Consider the following 17574-nt stretch of genomic DNA (forward strand, 5'->3'; position numbering starts at 1 on the left):
CATTTACTTACTTGCTTCATACAACTTTAATATCTCTTCAACTTTGTGTTCCCATGAATTTATTTTCGCAGCTGAAATTCTTTTTTGAAATAGAATGGGATTATTTTCTTTATGTGCTAATAAACAATTTTCGTAAAAGTTTTCATTAGAGGATTTATACACCACTTTTTCTTCAAAAGACCAATCTTTAATATTGGGTACATCTGTTACAACAGTTGGTTTACCACAAGATAAATAAAGCCATAATTTATTTGGTGTTAGTCCTTTATTAATTGTGATTTCGGAATAAGGAGCGATACAAACGTCGATTTCATTCAAACTTTTCTGCAATTCATCACTTTTTTTTATGCCAACAAATTCTGCGTTTTCTGTTAATTCATATCGTTTTAATATTGCGGTATCTGCTGGGCCTATAAATATTATTTTCAATTTTTTCAGTAATTCATCTAACAAATCTAATGGTATTCTGTTATTTATAAAAGCGACTAGTCCCAAAACAGGTAACTCATTAAAACTCTTTTTGAATTTAGCATTCGAGGGAGGATCAGGGGCTCCAAGAGGAACGATATGTGTATTGGAATTTATCTTAGAAAGCTTGTTGAGCAAAAATCTGGAAGTCACAGTACATAATTTAGCAGCTTTTATTAGCTTTCTTTCGATATACAAGTGATACCAATTTATCAAGAAAAACTTAATTTTTGAGTTACCTATAAAATCATCGCCGCAGTAATAAATAAGATTACTGTAGTGATTTTTTAGAAGATAAGATGTGTGATCAAATGAAATTACAATATCAAAATCAAGATTAATTTTTTGAATTTTCTTTATGAGCCAGGTATGATAATATTCATTTAGAAAAGGCGTTCTATATCTTATTCGATAGTCTATTGGAAAGTAAGGGATAATTCTATAAACATTTTCATCCACCTTTTTTATTTCAATATGCAAAGTACCTTTACGACTTTTCTCAACGAAATAAACTGTTCCATTTTTCTTCAACTCATTTGTAACTTGATGTCTTGATCTTGGTGGTTCAATCCATTCAGTTAGTGTCGTATATACTAAAAATGTCATTGTGGCAAATTATATATGTAATTATAAAACTTTTTACTATGTAATTTTCTTTTGAGTTATTGCTTTTTTAAAGACTTAAAACCAATACCTATAGTAAATATAGGCTCATAAACTAATATTTAAATTAATTGAAAACTTAGTCATAGGCTTTATAAGTAGGGCTAAATAATGAAGAGAGGGCTCCTAAAGCTTCGCTTAATTTCATTATTCCCCAAAACCTCTCACGAATTGGCAGTAAAGCAATTAATGAAGTAACTAGTCCTACAAATAAATAAATTAAGCTAATGCATATCTTCTTGAATAACATCAAGAACTCATTTTCAATTTTTAAAATATAGGTAAAAATAAAAGCTCCTCTAAACTTCCTTTTAAGGATCCACGACAATCTGGCTCTTTCACTTGAGGTTGTCTCATAAGTCACAGCATTTGCTGACCAATAAATCAAAGCACCATTTTTTGACATTTTTTTTCCAAAATAAGAATCCTCTCCACCCATATCGTCAAAACGTGAATCAAACCATATATTAAGATTCTTTAAGGTTTGTGTTCTAATGACTAAATTTCCTGATCTAATATAATCCAGTCGTTCATTATTCTTATGACTTTTCCTATAAAACCATTTTGAAATGTAATTAGGGATTGCTCGTTCAAATACAGGCAAAACAGGACCCATTACTAAATCAGCTTGATTATTAAGTATAGTCAATACTAATTCATTAAGCCATTTTGGTTCTGCAAACTCATCATCATCAATAAAAACAATAAAGTCAGGTGATTTTTCAAAGGCTCTCCTTAATAATTCATTTCTTACTTTAGCTAAACCTTTTGTTGGATAATGGAAATAAGAAAGATCAAGATCATTTAGTTCATTCTTAGCCAAATTAGACACTAAATTAAAGGCTGAGTTCTTGATATCATTATCAACAATAACAATATGCAACTCCTCGATTAGCGATTGGTCTATCTCACAATTGTTTATACTTTGTAATAATTTTTTTAGACCCTGTATTCTTTTATAAGTCGGGATGCATACAGCAATACTGTTCATTTTAATATTTCTTATTAACGAAAGCAGTTTTTACATTTAATAACATAGCGTAAATGATTTCTTGCGTCGTAATTTTATATATTTTCCTTTTCCTAAACCATAAAAACATTCTTTTTAATAATCCATTATTCATACTTTCTTTAATGGTCATAAGTTTCTGCTTCTGAAAATTTTTGGGTAAATGTCTACAGATATAACTGTGAGTAATTTGATCTAAAGGGCATGTAGGCGTATCAGCTAAAAAAGATTTAAACCACTTTATTTGCAGCATGATCGCATTCATTTTTAAAAGTATATTTCCACTATTAGAAAGTGTCTTGGGGTGCTTTCGATAATTAAGTAAAGGTTTATTAGTGTGTGCTATACCCTTCTCCTGCATTGCTCTAAATGCACTAATATCATCAGAGGCCCATGCCATAGGTAAGTTGTAAAAACCACCCATCGCTTTAAGCGTACTTGTTTTATACACAAAATCTGAAATAAACTGAATTCTATCTCCGAATCGCCTGTGCCATATATTCTCATAAACAGTCTCAAATTCTGGACAGGATGGTGTAAGCATAATTGGTTTAGAATTTTCGTCAATTATAATGGACCTGCAATGATAGATAGCAAGATCAGGATATTTAAGTATGAGTTTTTTAAATTCTTGAAGATAATCAGGCTCCATTTTATCATCATCGCCCATAAGTATAAAATAATTCCCACTCGCTTTACTAAGGCATTTGTTCCAATTAAGTACTAAATCCTTTCCTCCTATATTTTGTTCATTAAGAAAATAGTTTATCCTCGGATCATTAAATTCCCTTACTATGGTATCTATAGGATCTGGTGAGCAGTCGTTAATTATAATGAGCTCAAAGTTTTTATAGTTTTGACTTAAAATACTTTCAATACATTCTTGTAAATATTCTCCCTTATAGGCAGGAATACCTATTGAGAAATAAATCTGATTTAAATTATTCATTTTTATTAGACTATAATTTTTATTTAAAAGCTTTTTGTAAATCTCAAAATAGGATATCCTATGGTTCTTTTTATAATAAAAATTCTTTGTAAGCAATAAAGCGACAAAATATTACTGATTAGGAAATTGGTTGAATATATAGAATCGGATGTCAAACATGTCGCTAATAAATACCAAACATAGTATTTTAGATAACAGTATTTTTCTGGTATTTTTATGACGATACTCTTTATAAAAATTAAAAGATATCCTATTACGGCCATAATCCCAAACATAACATAAAACCCAATAATTCCAACATCTGATAAGTAATATCCTTGATTGCTTTTTAATCTTTCCATTTTTATTCCTAAGGATGAGTTGTAATTAGGAACACCGTTGCCGAAAATTTGACTTATAAGATTAGGAGAGAAATCAGATAAAAAATATTCACCGGCCAAAACACGTATATTTTTTTCTACTGAAGTTTGTTGCGTTTCCTTCTGTTTATCAAGCAGACCTTTAGCTATTGAATTATCCGAATTGAATACAAATAGTAAACTGAGTGAAGATATTGAAAGTATTACAATACGTTTTGGCATCTGTGCTTTTTTTGTATAATGATATAACGTGATAAGAATTAACAGAGCAATACTCTGTCTTGTCACTTGTAAAATCGTTACCACAACTCCCGTTATCAAAAATAAAATATAAAGCAATCTGTATTTTTCACCTTTTTTTGATTTTATTAATGCTATTAAATACCCTAAAAAAAAGACACCAGCCCCCGGAAAATTAATACGTACCACCCCTCTATCAACTCTAAATTCATCACGATATCCAAAATATACTTGACCACTATGAAGAAATTGAAAAGTAAAAAAAATAATATATAAACATCCAAAAATAAGAATCATATTTTCTATCTTATAAATCGGATATCTAATACGCATGAGATAGAAGAACACAAACCATATTAAATATGGTACTGCAGATAAACTATCACCAAGATCCTGATCCCAATTTATAAATGACATAAAGATTGACATTAAAATACTTACGCATATAATTTGAATTGGAAAAACATAACCTTTGGAATATCTAAAAAAATAAGGTAATGATAATATAACGGCGAATAGCATATATGCATATGCAAAATTCTTTAATATGCCGCTCATTGCAAATTTTGCCGAGAAGAACAATAATGAACATAAAATTAATACGAATATAAAGCCATCCTTGACTATAGATTTTTCCAACATCAAACGCTTTAACTTAAAATCTTATCATTATTAAACTTCCCTGTAATACCTTGATAATACACTTGATTATATAATTTAAAAAGTTTTAAATTATGGGATTTTGATAGAAGCACATAAGAGAGACTTTTATAATAATCTTTTATTATATATAAAAATAAATCTAAGCTAAAGCCATTATGTACCATATTTGTATATAGCCAATTTCTTTTCCCAATAAAGCTAAGAAGATCACCTTTATTTATATCAGCATATTTATTTCTCCTATAACTAAGTTTTTCTGACCAGTTTTTTTTATAATTTTTATTTTCTGATAATCATTATACGCCTCAATTGCATCAGAAATTTGTGTTTTATGATAAATGATAGCATCCTTAACTAAGTAAATTGAATTTCCTGATTTCGTAATGCGGATAGAATATTCAACATCATCATGAAAAATAAAATACTCGTGCTTGGGAAAACCAGTACTCTCTATAACCTTTTTAGAAAGGAACATGCCTATAAAAGATGCAAATGAAATTTCTAATGGATTTTCTTGTGAGTTGAAGCTTACATCATCAACAGGTGTTTGTAAGGGATATTGAATTTTTGTAAGGCCTATATATCCACGGTGCAAACTGTCAATTTTATTTCCCTCAACAATAACGGGAGCTAAAACTATATGATCGTTTTGTATTTTCCCTGAGGCTAAAAGAAGCTTCTCTAAACAATCTTCATTAGGGAAAGCATCATCATCCATTACCCATACCCAGTCATACTCATTCTCATAAGCTTCTTTAATACCCCTATGAAAGCCACCGGCACCACCTAAATTTTCCTGTGAAATAGTGTAAATATCTTCTTGAACTTGCAGCCATTGAGCCGTACCATCAGTAGAACCGTTATTAATGACAATAAGCTGGTTGATAATTTTGGTTTGATTACGTAAACATTTAATACATTCCTGTAAAAGAGAAAGTCTGTTAAACGTTACTACTACAGCTACAATATTATCCATATTCTTTACTTAAAATATTTTACTTTCTATTGAATTCTTCAAAAGCTTCCAAGGCATCGTTGATTACATGATGCATATCCATATATCGATAGGTAGCCAGACGACCTAAAAAAGTATAATTAGTTAAGTATTTCACCTCCTCTTGGTATTTTTCTAATTTTTCCAAATCATCTGGCAAACGTTTTGGATAATAAGGTATATCTCCTGACTCAGTCTCTTTACTGTATTCTTTAAAATAAACAGTTTTATTATGCTCTTCCCATGGAGTAAAATGTTTATGCTCATGTATACGTGTATAGGATACATTATTATCGGTATAATTGATTACTGGATTCCCCTGATAATCACCAGTTTTTTCTCCTCTTTCAAAAAAGACCGTACGATAACTCAACCGCCCATGCTTATAATTAAAAAAAGCGTCAATAGGACCTGTATAGATAATCTTATCAAAGGTAGTTACATCAAAAGTATCATCAAATTTTGTCTCGAGTTTCACCTCTATGTTGGGATGGTCTAGCATTTTCTCAAAAATTTTGGTATAGCCCTCTTTTGGAATTCCCTGATAAGTGGATGAATAGTAATTATCATTATAATTGAAACGTACAGGCAACCTCTTTAAAATGGATGCAGGTAGCTCACTGGGCTCACACCCCCATTGTTTCTTAGTATAGCCATAAAAAAAAGCATGGTACAAATCTTGTCCTATAAATTTGAGGGCCTGTTCTTCAAAGTTTTTTGGATCAATAATACTATCATCACTTTTGGAAAGGATAAATTCTTTGGCCTCATCCGGGTTTAGAGTTTTTCCAAAAAACTGGTTAATCGTATGTAAATTAATTGGCAAGGAATATACCTCTTCTCTATAAACGGCTTTAACCCTGTTTATATAAGGTATAAATTCGCTGAATTGTTGAATATAATCCCATACCACTTTATTGGAAGTATTAAAGATATGTGGGCCGTAGGTATGTAGCATTATATTTGTCGCTTTGTCTCTCTCTGTATGGCAGTTACCTCCTATATGTTTTCGTTCATCAATTACTAAGATTTTACACTCCATTGTCCGGCTTAAACGCTCAGCCATAACAGCTCCAGAAAAACCTGCACCTACAATTAAAAATTTTTTACTCATTTTTGAAATCTGTTTATTATTTCATAAAAACCTTTACTAATTACAGAAAGCTTGAAATAACTGAAATTGACAGGATGTATATTTTTTTTTCTTAGGAATAAATACATAGTTATTACAATAAAAATTTCTGTTATCAACCAGTTTAGTGTGGTACCAATATATCCCCACTCTTTTATAAAAAGGATATTTAGGGTAATACTTAAAATTGCTCCACCAGCGGTTATATTAAAAAAAGCCTTATCCATTCCTAAATTCATCATTATTTGAATACCAAAAACGTTGCTTAATGCAATCAGTAGCGGAATAAAAGCTAATATTTGAAACACGGTAATGGCGGCCTCAAACTCTTCGCCATAAAAAATAGTAATTATATAAGGCCCGAGAAAAAACATTCCCAGAGCAGCGCAACCTGTAAAAAGTAATATAAGGGGAATAAGCTTATTCGTGATCGTGATGCCTTTTTGAAAATTTTCCCCAAAAGACTTCCCTATATAAGGATAAAATGCTTGTGCTAATGGAATGGTTAATACTGATTGTGCTATTACAATCAGCCGTTGACCAGCAGTATAATATCCTACCTGTTCAGCATTTTGATATAAACCTAGAATAAAGGTATTTGTTGTTGTATATAAACTAATTACTACCAAAGAAAAAAATATCATCTTTTCTTCTTTTAATACATTTAAACAACGTTTTAATGGGACTAAGTAAAGTTTGACATGATAACGTTTAAAAGCCCAAACAAACGAAATAATTCCTACGGCTATTTGAATTAAACTTATTAATAAAGGCTGCCAGATATAATCTTCCTTTTCCTTAATGATTATCAAAATTAGCCCTGTAAAAACCAGTTTACTTATAAAGTTAAGTATTGCAATTTTTGATAGATCCTGCATGGCCTGAAATAACCAATTTTGCGTAAAAAGGGCACCAATACAGATTAAAAAAGAATAGGATATAATAAGTTTTTCCTCTCGGAGAGTAGGCACTGTATATAAAAAAATAATGCACACTACTGCTGCAACTATAAAAAGTAAGCACTGAGTAAAAAACACTTCGCTTATAATTGTATTCCTGTTATCTACATTATCAGGATCTTTCGCAATTTTTCGCGTTGCAGTATATTCAAACCCATAATTTATTAGTAAAGTAAAATATGTGACGAAAGCAGCCGCAAAGTTTATAGTTCCATATTTATCAGGACCAATTATTCTTACTATAATGGGTACCGAAATTAACGGTAGCATATAGTTTGCTATCTGAACAACTGTTAAGGAGACAAAGTTCTTCGTTAACTGCCTGTGGGATTTATTTAATTTCAACAAAGAAAATACTATTACAATTTATTAAAAACATCTGTTACTTATTTGTATCCTGGCTGTAATACCCATAAGTATTTATTTTTGCACGTTCTTTTTTATCGTTAAGCACAATCACAGCATTTTTTAATTTTTTGTTTCTGTGTAGATCATCAACTACCTCTAGTTGTGATTTATAGGTAGTATTGTAACGCACCATATAGATGGTGGAATCAATGTAAGGAGCAAGCGATAACGCATCTGCCACTAGCCCTACCGGCGCTGTATCTATAATGATATAATCAAATTTCTCCCGAAGTTTTTCAATTAAAAGACCCACCTTTTCACTGGTCATCAATTCATTGGGATTTGGCGGAATTGTTCCGGAACTTATTACAAAAAAATTAGGGAATTTGTTCAACAGGATCAAATAATCATCTATATACGCCTTATCAGCAGTTATATAGTCTGTGATCCCCTTATTTTCGGACAATTCAAGCGATTTTAATACATTCGGTTTTCGCAGATCAAAATCCATGATGAGTACTTTCTTTCCAATAAGTGCCAGGCTTGCTCCCAGATTTATTGAAAAAAAAGTTTTACCCTCACCCTGCATCCCCGAGGTAACTAACAGCACCTTATTTTTATTCCCTACAGCCATAAAATTAAGGTTATTGCGTATAAGCCTGAATACTTCTGCAATGGGTTCTCTGCTTTTTTCAGTAACTACCAACTGTGACGAAGAAAAGCTATGAGGTACTTCCCCCAGAATAGGGGTTCGTGTATTTTTTTCTACTTCTTTTTTTGAGCGTACCTTATCATCGGTAATATCTCTTAGATAGATACCACCAACAGGGATTGCTAACCCCATAAATAATGCAAATGCATAAATAAGTCCTTTTTTAGGGCTTACAGGGTCATTACTAGCGGTAGCAGGGTCAATGATACGGGAGTTTGAGACCGAAGCTGCCAGCGATAAATTTGCTTCTTCCTGCTTCTGCAAGAGATATAAATATAATTTTTCTTTTATACCCTGTTGCCTGCTAATCTCCATCAATTTTCTTTGCATAGTGGGCACTTGCTCTATGCGAGAACTAAACCGTCTGGAACTTGCATCAATATTTCTTTTTTTTATTTCCAGACTCTCTTTTACGTTCTTTAAGTTCTGATTAATATTTGCACGCAGGTTTGATAACTGCTCGCTTAGATTTTGAACCAGAGGATTTTCTTCGGGTAAGGTGCGTAGCAATCGCTGGCGTTGCAAGATTAATTCATTAAACTGAGTGATAGGCTCCTGTAAAGTAGGATCTGATATACTCACGGAGCCCGGAATAAGGGCATATTGGTTGTCAGGTTTATTTAAGTAAGGCTCTACGGAATTTAATACATCAATCTTTATCTCCAGTTCTGCCAGTTGTTTATTATAATCTGTGGCCTCTTCCAGATACATGGATGCTTCTGAACTTACGTCGGTAAGTTCATTTTCTCTTTTGAATTCTTCAACATTTTTCTCAACACCAGTTAAATCTGAAGCAATGTAATCCAGCCGCTCATCTATAAATTTAACAGTATTAGCCGCTATTTGATTTTTATCTTCAACATCTTCTTTATTGTATTCTTCAATAAGCTTGTTTATAACATCTTTGCCTTTTGCTGCAATAGCACTTTCAAGGCTTATAACTAATATCGCGGCATCTTCATTAACCAGTTCAATCTCTATTTTTTTATTGTACGCTTGCGCCAGTTTAGGAATATCATTAAAATGAACACTAATATTTTTCTTCTCTTCTTTTACCCTAAGGATATCGGTTAACGCCAGAACGGAAAACACACCGTATGTTCTTGCAATTTCCTCACCAAAAGAATACTTTTCCCATTTAGTAATATCGCCGTCTTCATTAAGTTCACCCAGTTGAAAAGATTTATTATTAGCAAGCCGAATAACCAGTTCTTTTTCATATGCGGTAGAATCGAGGTTTGTTACCACCATTCGTATGGGTAACTCCCTACCATAAATCTCCTGATCTTTAATAGTGCCTTCAAGAAAATAACTACAATACAAAGAAAGATCCTGTAAAACATGCTCCATCAAGACTTGTGATTTTAAAACCTCTATCTCATTGAGTACGTTTTTAGAAGAATTAAAAATTCCCAAATCACTAAAAACCGTGTTACTGCCTAGATCAGGACCTTTTGTATCATCTTTAATTAATAGTTTACTGGTGATAGCATATTGCGGTGTGGTATAACGTAAATATAGAAATGCCAGAGATACTAATAATAGCGATGCAATGGCAAACCAGTACCAGTTGTTACGATAGTTTAAAAAGATTTTTTTTAAATCTATTTGATCATTTTTTTTATCCTCAATTTCAGAAACAATATTGAGTAATTCTTTTTCTGTCATTTTTTTATAATTAAATTCTGCTTACAAGAACAACAATTACAGTTAAGATAGAAGTTGCAATAGCCCAAAACTGCGTGTTTGTACTCGCTTGAATACCTTTAGCTTTATCTGGCTCTACATAGACCACATCATTAGGCTGTAGATAAAAATAAGATGATGTCAGCACATCTTTTTTATTAAGGTTTAGGCGTTTTAAATTAAGCATTCCATTTTCTTTTCTCATAACCAGCACATTGTCCCTTTTTCCAAAAGCAGTCATATCGCCCGCCATTCCCAAAGCCTGAAAGATGGTTATCTGTTCTGAAGGAATGGTAAAGGTATCAGGGCGATTAACTTCTCCCACCACAGTAATTCTATAATTTAAATATCGAATATTTATGATGGGATCTTTAACCACCTTTACCAATTTATCTATTAAAAGATTTTTAGCCTCATTTCTTGTAAGTCCGCCAACTTTAACCAGGCCAATTACAGGAAAATCGATGTTGCCATTAGTATCTACTAAGTAGCCTTCCCGATATAGATTTGACCGTGTATTGCGATAATCTAACGTAGAACCTTGCTCAATTACTTCGCCGGTATTAAATAGGGCATTTGCTTCGGGGTTTATAGTAGTGACAGTTATACTTAAAATATCATCCGGACGAATTTTAGCCTCACGGACTTCAGGCAGTGGTTCAGAAATTTCATCTCTATTTTCAATGTCACTAAAATAAGCAAGGTTTCGACTGCGACAAGAACTGAAAATCGTAAACAGTATTAAACAAAAAATAATTTTCTTCATTAAGATTGTGATATTTGTTTTTTATTAATTTCCAATTCTAAAAACCGATTGACGGTTTATTTTATTCCACCTTTTAAATTATCAGAAGCCTTTGCTCACAGTTGATAATTGCCCAATTCCTCCAGTTATAAGGACATTCCTGATTAATAAAGGTTTTTGTAGTAATCAAAAAATTGAGAATCCTTAAATAGCGGTTGTTTCTTATCTTTATCGGAAAGTAAAATGGCATCTGTACTCAACTTCCAATCAATATTCAAATTTGGGTCATTAAAAAAAATTCCCGAATCGTGCGATGCCATATAATAATTATCACATTTATAAGCAAAAGTCGCATGTTCAGAAAGTACGACAAATCCATGCGCAAAACCTTTTGGGATAAAAAGTTGCCATTTATTTTCGCCACTTAGTTCAACCTTCACGCTTTTCCCAAAATGAGGTGATCCTTTTCTCATATCTAATGCCACATCCAAAACTTTTCCCTGCATGACACGTACTAATTTGGATTGGGTATAGGGATGGTTCTGGAAATGCAGTCCACGTAAAACTCCAAAATTTGATTTTGATTCATTATCCTGACAAAAATCGACATCAAAACCTAAAAATTCGTTCAATTTATCCTGACGGAAGGTTTCCATAAAATATCCTCGGTCGTCGCCAAATATATTTGGTTTGCAAAGTATGACATCAGGAATAGCGCATCTTTCAAATTTCATCTTATCGTTTTGTTTGAGCACGTTTGATTAGATATTGGCCATAGCCTGTTTTCTTTAAAGGTTCTGCAAGTTTTATTAATTGATCACTTGAAATGTAACCCATTTCAAAAGCTATTTCTTCAATACACGCTACTTTAAGACCCTGTCTTTTTTCTATGGTATGTATAAAATTTGAGGCTTCAAGCATAGAATCGTGTGTGCCCGTGTCAAGCCATGCATACCCACGCCCCATAAGTTCTACCTGTAGGTTTTTTTTACTTAGATAAGCTTCATTCACCGAAGTTATCTCCAGTTCGCCGCGCGCACTGGGTTTAATACCTTTAGCTATTTCAATGACAGAATTTGGATAAAAGTAAAGGCCTACCACGGCAAAATTACTTTTGGGATCTTCCGGTTTCTCATCTATACTCAAAACTTTCCCCTCGGAATCAAATTCAACCACTCCGTACCTCTCGGGATCGGTGACATAATAGCCAAAAACAGTTGCTTTATTTTCAATGTCAACATTTTTTACAGATTTTCTAATAATATCCGTTAATCCATGCCCATAAAAAATATTGTCGCCTAAAACCAAACATACGGAATCATTACCTATAAAATCTTCACCTATAATAAAAGCCTGTGCGAGACCGTCTGGAGACGGTTGTTCTTTATATTCAAAATTCATCCCTATATCCTCTCCTGATCCTAAGAGTTTTTCAAAATTAGGTAGGTCTTCAGGAGTAGAAATAATAAGAACTTCCTTAATTCCCGCAAGCATGAGTACAGACAGTGGATAGTAAACCATAGGCTTATCATACACATTGAGCAATTGTTTAGAGACTCCTTTGGTTATAGGATAAAGCCGTGTACCTGAGCCTCCCGCAAGGATGATACCTTTCATAGGATATAAATTTTTGTATTGAATGAACTACGGTATTAAATTTTGTATTTCAAAATCATCATAGACATAAAAAGGGGCAATTCATTTATGGTTACTCGCCAATAGAAGCATTAATATGCTTTTTCTTCTCCATAAAGAATATTCTTTACAGTTTGGGCAATAATCTGTATATCAAAAAGGAGCGACCATTTTTCCAAATAAAAAATATCAAGCCGGACTCTGTTAACAATATCGGCCTTTGTTACAATTTCCCCACGAAAACCTTTAACCTGAGCAAGCCCTGTTATTCCAGGCTTTACAAAATGACGTACCAAATATTTATCTACCGATACCTGATACTCTCCGGTTTGCAACTCCATATGCGGTCTGGGTCCTACCACACTCATGTGCCCCACGAACACATTAAAAAATTGGGGCAATTCATCCAGGCTTGTTTTTCGTAAAAATTGCCCCATGCGTGTTACTCTTCTATCACTAAGGGAGGCCATTGTTTTATTTGCATGATTGCTCGTAGTCATAGATCGAAATTTGTAACACCAGAAAACTTTTCGGTTAACTCCGTGTCGCTTTTGTTTAAAAAAAAGATCCCCTTTTGAATCCAGCTTGATTAGAATAAACATTAACGGAGTGATCCAGGAGAGTACAAAAACAAGCACGAGAAAGGAAAAGACAACATCAAAGGATCTCTTTGCTATTCTGTGATACTCTTTTTCCAAAGGAAGCAATCTTAAATTCAATACTGGTACAGTGCCATAATGTTCAATAGACATTGCTCTTGTAAAAACTTCCTTATTGTCAGGTATGATTTTTAATTTCTTGAGATTATTATCGGCAAAATCAATCAACGCTTTCAATTCTTCTCGTTGTAATTGTGATACCGTACAGTAAATTTCATCTATGCCGTTATTCTTTATATAATCCAAAGAATCTTTAAAGGTACCCAGATAGGTGGGACTCGCAGAATGCTGGTTTGCGAAATAACCTTTATAGCGATAACCCAGATCTGGCTCATCAAACACTTCGCGTAATTTTTTAAGATTTTGGTCTCGGCCTATGACCACCACATTGATAAAATTTCCTCCTACGAGTCTATATTTACTTCGGATATAATAAAATGCGGCCCTACTGACTAATAAACAAAAACAAATAATGCCAAATACATAAAGTTGTTCTTGCAATAAAGATGATTCAAACTGACGTAAAGCAAAGAATGCAAAATAGGAAAGACCATAGACAATATATAACTGAAAAAGTTTATGAATATTAGTCAGAAAACGCTCTTTTCGGGCTGTAGGATAATAATTAAAACTATAGGCAATCACCAGCCAGGAGATATTATAGTAACCAATATTTAAAACATCAAGGTAGGTTTTAGGCGTTAAATTATAAAGCACGGCATTAATGATTGTTAAATGCACGAGTATAGATATCGGTATGATAAGATAAGATCCCTTCACCATTGAGAAATTTTAGATCTTACATTAAATATATTCATTAGTCAAAAGCTTTATTGCTTGATTACTATAATGAAAATAGAACAGCGGAAAAAATTTAATACTGTCTTTTAAACGTATATAAATAACCTATCTTTCAGTTTGGAAATAGCTGCAATTTTGCTATTTCAATTCTGCAAAAGGATGTTTTAGATTGAAGAAAATTATGAGAATTATATACGGCTTCGCCACATAAGTCACATCTGTAAATGGAAACTTATGTTTATATTTTAAAATTCTTTTCCGTAAATGAGAAATAGATGTGATTTCCCAGTTTTTCTAAGGAAAGTTGGCTAAATTGATTAAATGTTACCTAAAACATAGGTGACAATTGCCAATTATAGTGATCTCTTTTATTCACTTATCGATTAAATACATGATTTCATCTATAGCCAAAAGGTATCTGGCGAAATCTTAGTTTATCTAATTTATTGTTGATAATTATTATATCATTTGACATTTGGTTAATCTCATACTCTTTAAGCAAATTCTCTGACATTGACCTGTACAACGACTCCCAACTCTTTAAGGATCATTCTTATGGTCGCTTTGCCCACCTTTTGTATCTGTGCTTCTCTACCTTTTAAGACACCCTTATTAATAGTGATTCTGTCTCCAGCTTTATACTGTGATATAGCTACATCATCTATTTCATCACTTTCAAGCCAGTCTTTTAACGTGGCTATTTCCTTCTCGCGTACGATGGCTGGTTTGCCCAGCCAGAAGAGATAACGCACCACTCCAGGTACGTCAAAGACGAGACTACGTTCTTTTTCTGATAATTTGACGAAGACATATGAGGTAAATAAAGGAATATCAACTTGCTTTTTTCTATCGCTCCATTGTCTGGTTTCTTTGCGACAAGGTGCATAAGCTTCAACGTCCAAGTCTGAAAGTTGCTCACATACCTTAATTTCCTGTTTGGGTTTTACATAGACTACAAACCAATTCATAAAATTTGGGGTTTTAGGGGTTTTATAATAAATCCAAAACATAGCGGAGTTATTTATAAGTGCGAAAATTATATATATTTTAAGTATTAGAAATAGGAAAAGTTAAAAAATTCAATATTTTTCGACAAAACCATCAATAGGAAGGATAAATGGTTTTGTAGGTAAAATACTATTTATTCAATTAATCTAAATAGCAAAAACCACTTAAGTAAGTGGTTTTTGTTATTAGAAAAATCTTACCTCACTTTACACCCCGCTAAAGGCATTAAACCCTCCATCTACCGGAATCACGGTACCGGTAACAAATGCTGAGCCGCTTCCGGCCAACCACAAAGCTACCCCTTGTAATTCTTCAGGTTTACCGAAGCGCTTCATGGGTGTTTGTGCCGTAATGGTATTTCCGCGGTCTGTGAGTGAACCATCTGGCTGCAGCAAAAGATCCCGATTCTGATCTCCCACAAAAAACCCTGGTGCAATGGCATTTACCCTAAGACCATCGCCATATTTCTGTGCCATTTCAACAGCTAGCCATTTTGTAAAATTATCAATTCCCGCTTTTGCGGCAGAATAACCTACCACACGGGTAATCGCACTCTGCGCGGCCATTGAGGATATATTAATAATACTTCCTTTCTTGTGTTCCGCCAGGATCTCTCCAAATATAAAACTTGGTAACACCGTTCCCTTTAGGTTGAGATCTGTAACAGCGCTAAAGTCATCTAGTGAAAGGTCAAAAAACGTCTGCTCTGGACCAATTGTGGCTCCTTTGCGGTTGCCACCGGCCGCATTAACCAGAATATCAAGTCCTCCCCACTGCTTTAGTAATTTATCTTTTGCAAGATTTAGGGACTTTTTGTCAAGAACGTCTGCAACCAGTGCTAAGGCTTCCCCTCCATTTTTTTCAATCTTTTGAACAGCTTCGTTTACCGTTTCTTCTGTCCTTCCAAGAATCGCAACTTTTACATCCTCTGCTGCAAGTCCGTCTGCGATGGCACCTCCTAAAACTCCGTTACCACCGGTGATCAACGCTATTTTGCCTTGTAAATCAAACATTCTTTAATTTTCTATTTGTTAATTAGTTGTTTTGCTAAAAATTATGCCTCGTTCCAGTCCGCGCAATTCTGCCAGTCCACGTAGTCGTCCTATAGCAGAATAACCGGGATACGTTGTTTTACTCAAGTCATCAAGCATTTGGTGCCCGTGATCTGGTCGCATGGGAAGGGGTTTTCTATTGTGTTTTTGCTGATTCTCGTAAAAAGCATTAACCAGTTTTTCCATACCGGCACTGCCTTCTAAGTGATCCGCTTCATAAAACTGAACATCAGAATCGTGATGCACAGACCGTAAATGGACAAAATGAATACGCTCATAAAAACGGTTTATAAGTTCCACCAGATCGTTTTTTTGTGAAGCACCCAGACTACCGCTACAAAAAGTAAGTCCATTTGCCGTTTGAGGTACGGCTTCAAAAATTTCAGTTAAGTCTGCCGCATTGCCCACCACTCGAGGTAATCCAAAAACAGACCACGGTGGATCGTCTGGATGAATGGCCAGATCAACGCCAAGGTCATGCACTATGGGAATAACTTTCCGGAGAAAATAAATCAGGTTTTCCCTTAATTTTTCGGCAGAAATGCCTGAATAATCCGCTAGGCCTTTTTTCAGTTTTTCCAGGGTGAATCCCTTTTGATCACCAGGAAGTGCCATTAATAGGCTATTTTTCAGAATTTCAAGTTCCTCTTGTTTTATATTTTTAAACTTTACTTCGGCTTGCTGTAGAATTTCTGGGCTATAGCTCTCTTCTGCTCCTTCCCTCTTTAATATATATCTGTCAAATATAGCGAGATCAATAGCATTGTAACACAAGGCTTTGCTACCATCTCCTAGCTGGTAGCTTACATTGGTACGCAACCAGTCAAGTACGGGCATAAAATTGTAGCAAATAGTCTTTACGCCACAAGCTGCCAGGTTTTCAAGGCTTGTAATGTAATTATCTATATAGAGGTCGCGATCTTCCCTACCCTGTTTGATATGCTCATGAACGGGCAGGCTTTCCACCACATTCCAGTGCAACTCAAAAGGCAATTCAGTATTGCTATTGTCAAGTAGTTCTATATGTTTCTTTATGGCAGCCACCGGCCATACGTCTCCTACCGGTATATCATGCAGCGAAGTTACCACCCCGTGGGCCCCGGCTTGTTTTATGTCTGAAAGGGATACGGAATCTTTAGGCCCGTACCACCGCCAACTTTGTTCAAAAATCATAGTTGTTGCTATATCGTTATATTATTTTCAGTCTAAAATATCAATTATTGAACGTTTACGTTCATCTTTATAGAGAAATCTTTAAAATAGGTTCTTAGTACTCCCTCAGGTCATTTAATTAGTATCTTTTTATTGAGAGTCAAGGATTATTTCGAAAGAGAACATGAACGGATCGTGAGGGGATAATTTTCAAATAAAAATCATTTTTGATCCTTAGCTAACAAACCTTTCCAACATTTTCCAATTTTATTTTTCATAGCTTCTTCTTAGTCCAAACTCATAAACATGGGCAGTGCATTTTTCCTATCTTTAGCGCTTT

At 33.8% G+C, this 17574-nt stretch carries 15 protein-coding genes; all 15 read right to left on the bottom strand.

Translation table 11 applies throughout. The features are described 5' to 3' along the window. Positions 1-3 precede the first annotated feature (3 nt). A complete protein-coding gene (locus tag P162_RS00510; protein WP_031425167.1) occupies positions 4-1074 on the bottom strand; it encodes a glycosyltransferase in 1071 nt (356 codons plus the stop codon). 136 nt (positions 1075-1210) lie between these two features. Next, a complete protein-coding gene (locus tag P162_RS00515; protein WP_031425168.1) occupies positions 1211-2122 on the bottom strand; it encodes a glycosyltransferase family 2 protein in 912 nt (303 codons plus the stop codon). A gap of 1 nt (position 2123) precedes the next feature. Beyond that, positions 2124-3089: a glycosyltransferase family 2 protein gene (locus P162_RS00520; protein ID WP_031425170.1), complete on the bottom strand. Its 966-nt coding sequence runs from the start codon at positions 3087-3089 to the stop codon at positions 2124-2126. Between the two features lie 23 nt (positions 3090-3112). Continuing rightward, positions 3113-4327, bottom strand: a complete 1215-nt coding sequence (locus P162_RS00525) for a hypothetical protein (protein ID WP_164076159.1) — start codon at positions 4325-4327, stop codon at positions 3113-3115. A gap of 241 nt (positions 4328-4568) precedes the next feature. Continuing rightward, entirely contained in the window at positions 4569-5327 is a 759-nt protein-coding gene (locus tag P162_RS00530) for a glycosyltransferase family 2 protein (RefSeq protein ID WP_051907703.1), read from the bottom strand. Between the two features lie 19 nt (positions 5328-5346). Then, the gene (glf, locus tag P162_RS00535; protein WP_031425176.1) at positions 5347-6459 is read right to left on the bottom strand and encodes a UDP-galactopyranose mutase; all 1113 of its coding nucleotides are present in this window, start codon (positions 6457-6459) and stop codon (positions 5347-5349) included. Next, positions 6456-7781 carry a flippase gene (locus tag P162_RS00540; RefSeq protein ID WP_164076161.1) on the bottom strand — a complete coding sequence of 442 codons (1326 nt, stop codon included), beginning with the start codon at positions 7779-7781 and terminating at the stop codon, positions 6456-6458. The genes glf and P162_RS00540 overlap by 4 nt, the downstream gene beginning before the upstream one ends. A gap of 37 nt (positions 7782-7818) precedes the next feature. Then, entirely contained in the window at positions 7819-10164 is a 2346-nt protein-coding gene (locus tag P162_RS00545) for a GumC family protein (RefSeq protein WP_031425180.1), read from the bottom strand. 10 nt (positions 10165-10174) lie between these two features. Further along, the gene (locus P162_RS00550) at positions 10175-10948 is read right to left on the bottom strand and encodes a polysaccharide biosynthesis/export family protein (protein WP_031425181.1); all 774 of its coding nucleotides are present in this window, start codon (positions 10946-10948) and stop codon (positions 10175-10177) included. 143 nt (positions 10949-11091) lie between these two features. Continuing rightward, positions 11092-11661 (bottom strand): dTDP-4-dehydrorhamnose 3,5-epimerase, encoded by a 570-nt coding sequence (gene rfbC / locus P162_RS00555; protein WP_031425183.1) that lies wholly within the window; start codon positions 11659-11661, stop codon positions 11092-11094. 1 nt (position 11662) lies between these two features. After that, positions 11663-12544, bottom strand: a complete 882-nt coding sequence (gene rfbA / locus P162_RS00560) for a glucose-1-phosphate thymidylyltransferase RfbA (protein ID WP_031425184.1) — start codon at positions 12542-12544, stop codon at positions 11663-11665. Between the two features lie 110 nt (positions 12545-12654). Then, on the bottom strand, positions 12655-14004 hold the full coding sequence (locus P162_RS00565; protein ID WP_031425187.1) for an exopolysaccharide biosynthesis polyprenyl glycosylphosphotransferase: 1350 nt from the start codon (positions 14002-14004) through the stop codon (positions 12655-12657). 512 nt (positions 14005-14516) lie between these two features. Beyond that, positions 14517-15032, bottom strand: a complete 516-nt coding sequence (locus P162_RS00570) for a UpxY family transcription antiterminator (RefSeq protein WP_241077710.1) — start codon at positions 15030-15032, stop codon at positions 14517-14519. Positions 15033-15236: 204 nt separating this feature from the next. Beyond that, positions 15237-16043, bottom strand: coding sequence for an SDR family oxidoreductase (locus tag P162_RS00575; RefSeq protein WP_031425191.1), 807 nt, complete (start codon positions 16041-16043; stop codon positions 15237-15239). Positions 16044-16061: 18 nt separating this feature from the next. Further along, on the bottom strand, positions 16062-17255 hold the full coding sequence (uxuA, locus tag P162_RS00580) for a mannonate dehydratase (RefSeq protein WP_031425192.1): 1194 nt from the start codon (positions 17253-17255) through the stop codon (positions 16062-16064). Positions 17256-17574 lie beyond the last annotated feature (319 nt).

The organism is Flavimarina sp. Hel_I_48 (assembly GCF_000733945.1).
In the GTDB taxonomy this organism is placed as follows: Bacteria; Bacteroidota; Bacteroidia; order Flavobacteriales; family Flavobacteriaceae; genus Leeuwenhoekiella.

Excerpts from the sequence above, each read along its gene's own strand:
- P162_RS00510 (WP_031425167.1), bottom strand. The coding sequence starts at position 1,074 with ATGACATTTTTAGTATATACGACACTAACTGAATGGATTGAACCACCA.
- P162_RS00515 (WP_031425168.1), bottom strand. The coding sequence starts at position 2,122 with ATGAACAGTATTGCTGTATGCATCCCGACTTATAAAAGAATACAGGGT.
- P162_RS00520 (WP_031425170.1), bottom strand. The coding sequence starts at position 3,089 with ATGAATAATTTAAATCAGATTTATTTCTCAATAGGTATTCCTGCCTAT.
- P162_RS00530 (WP_051907703.1), bottom strand. The coding sequence starts at position 5,327 with ATGGATAATATTGTAGCTGTAGTAGTAACGTTTAACAGACTTTCTCTT.
- glf (WP_031425176.1), bottom strand. The coding sequence starts at position 6,459 with ATGAGTAAAAAATTTTTAATTGTAGGTGCAGGTTTTTCTGGAGCTGTT.
- P162_RS00545 (WP_031425180.1), bottom strand. The coding sequence starts at position 10,164 with ATGACAGAAAAAGAATTACTCAATATTGTTTCTGAAATTGAGGATAAA.
- P162_RS00550 (WP_031425181.1), bottom strand. The coding sequence starts at position 10,948 with ATGAAGAAAATTATTTTTTGTTTAATACTGTTTACGATTTTCAGTTCT.
- rfbC (WP_031425183.1), bottom strand. The coding sequence starts at position 11,661 with ATGAAATTTGAAAGATGCGCTATTCCTGATGTCATACTTTGCAAACCA.
- rfbA (WP_031425184.1), bottom strand. The coding sequence starts at position 12,544 with ATGAAAGGTATCATCCTTGCGGGAGGCTCAGGTACACGGCTTTATCCT.
- P162_RS00565 (WP_031425187.1), bottom strand. The coding sequence starts at position 14,004 with ATGGTGAAGGGATCTTATCTTATCATACCGATATCTATACTCGTGCAT.
- P162_RS00570 (WP_241077710.1), bottom strand. The coding sequence starts at position 15,032 with ATGTTTTGGATTTATTATAAAACCCCTAAAACCCCAAATTTTATGAAT.
- P162_RS00575 (WP_031425191.1), bottom strand. The coding sequence starts at position 16,043 with ATGTTTGATTTACAAGGCAAAATAGCGTTGATCACCGGTGGTAACGGA.
- uxuA (WP_031425192.1), bottom strand. The coding sequence starts at position 17,255 with ATGATTTTTGAACAAAGTTGGCGGTGGTACGGGCCTAAAGATTCCGTA.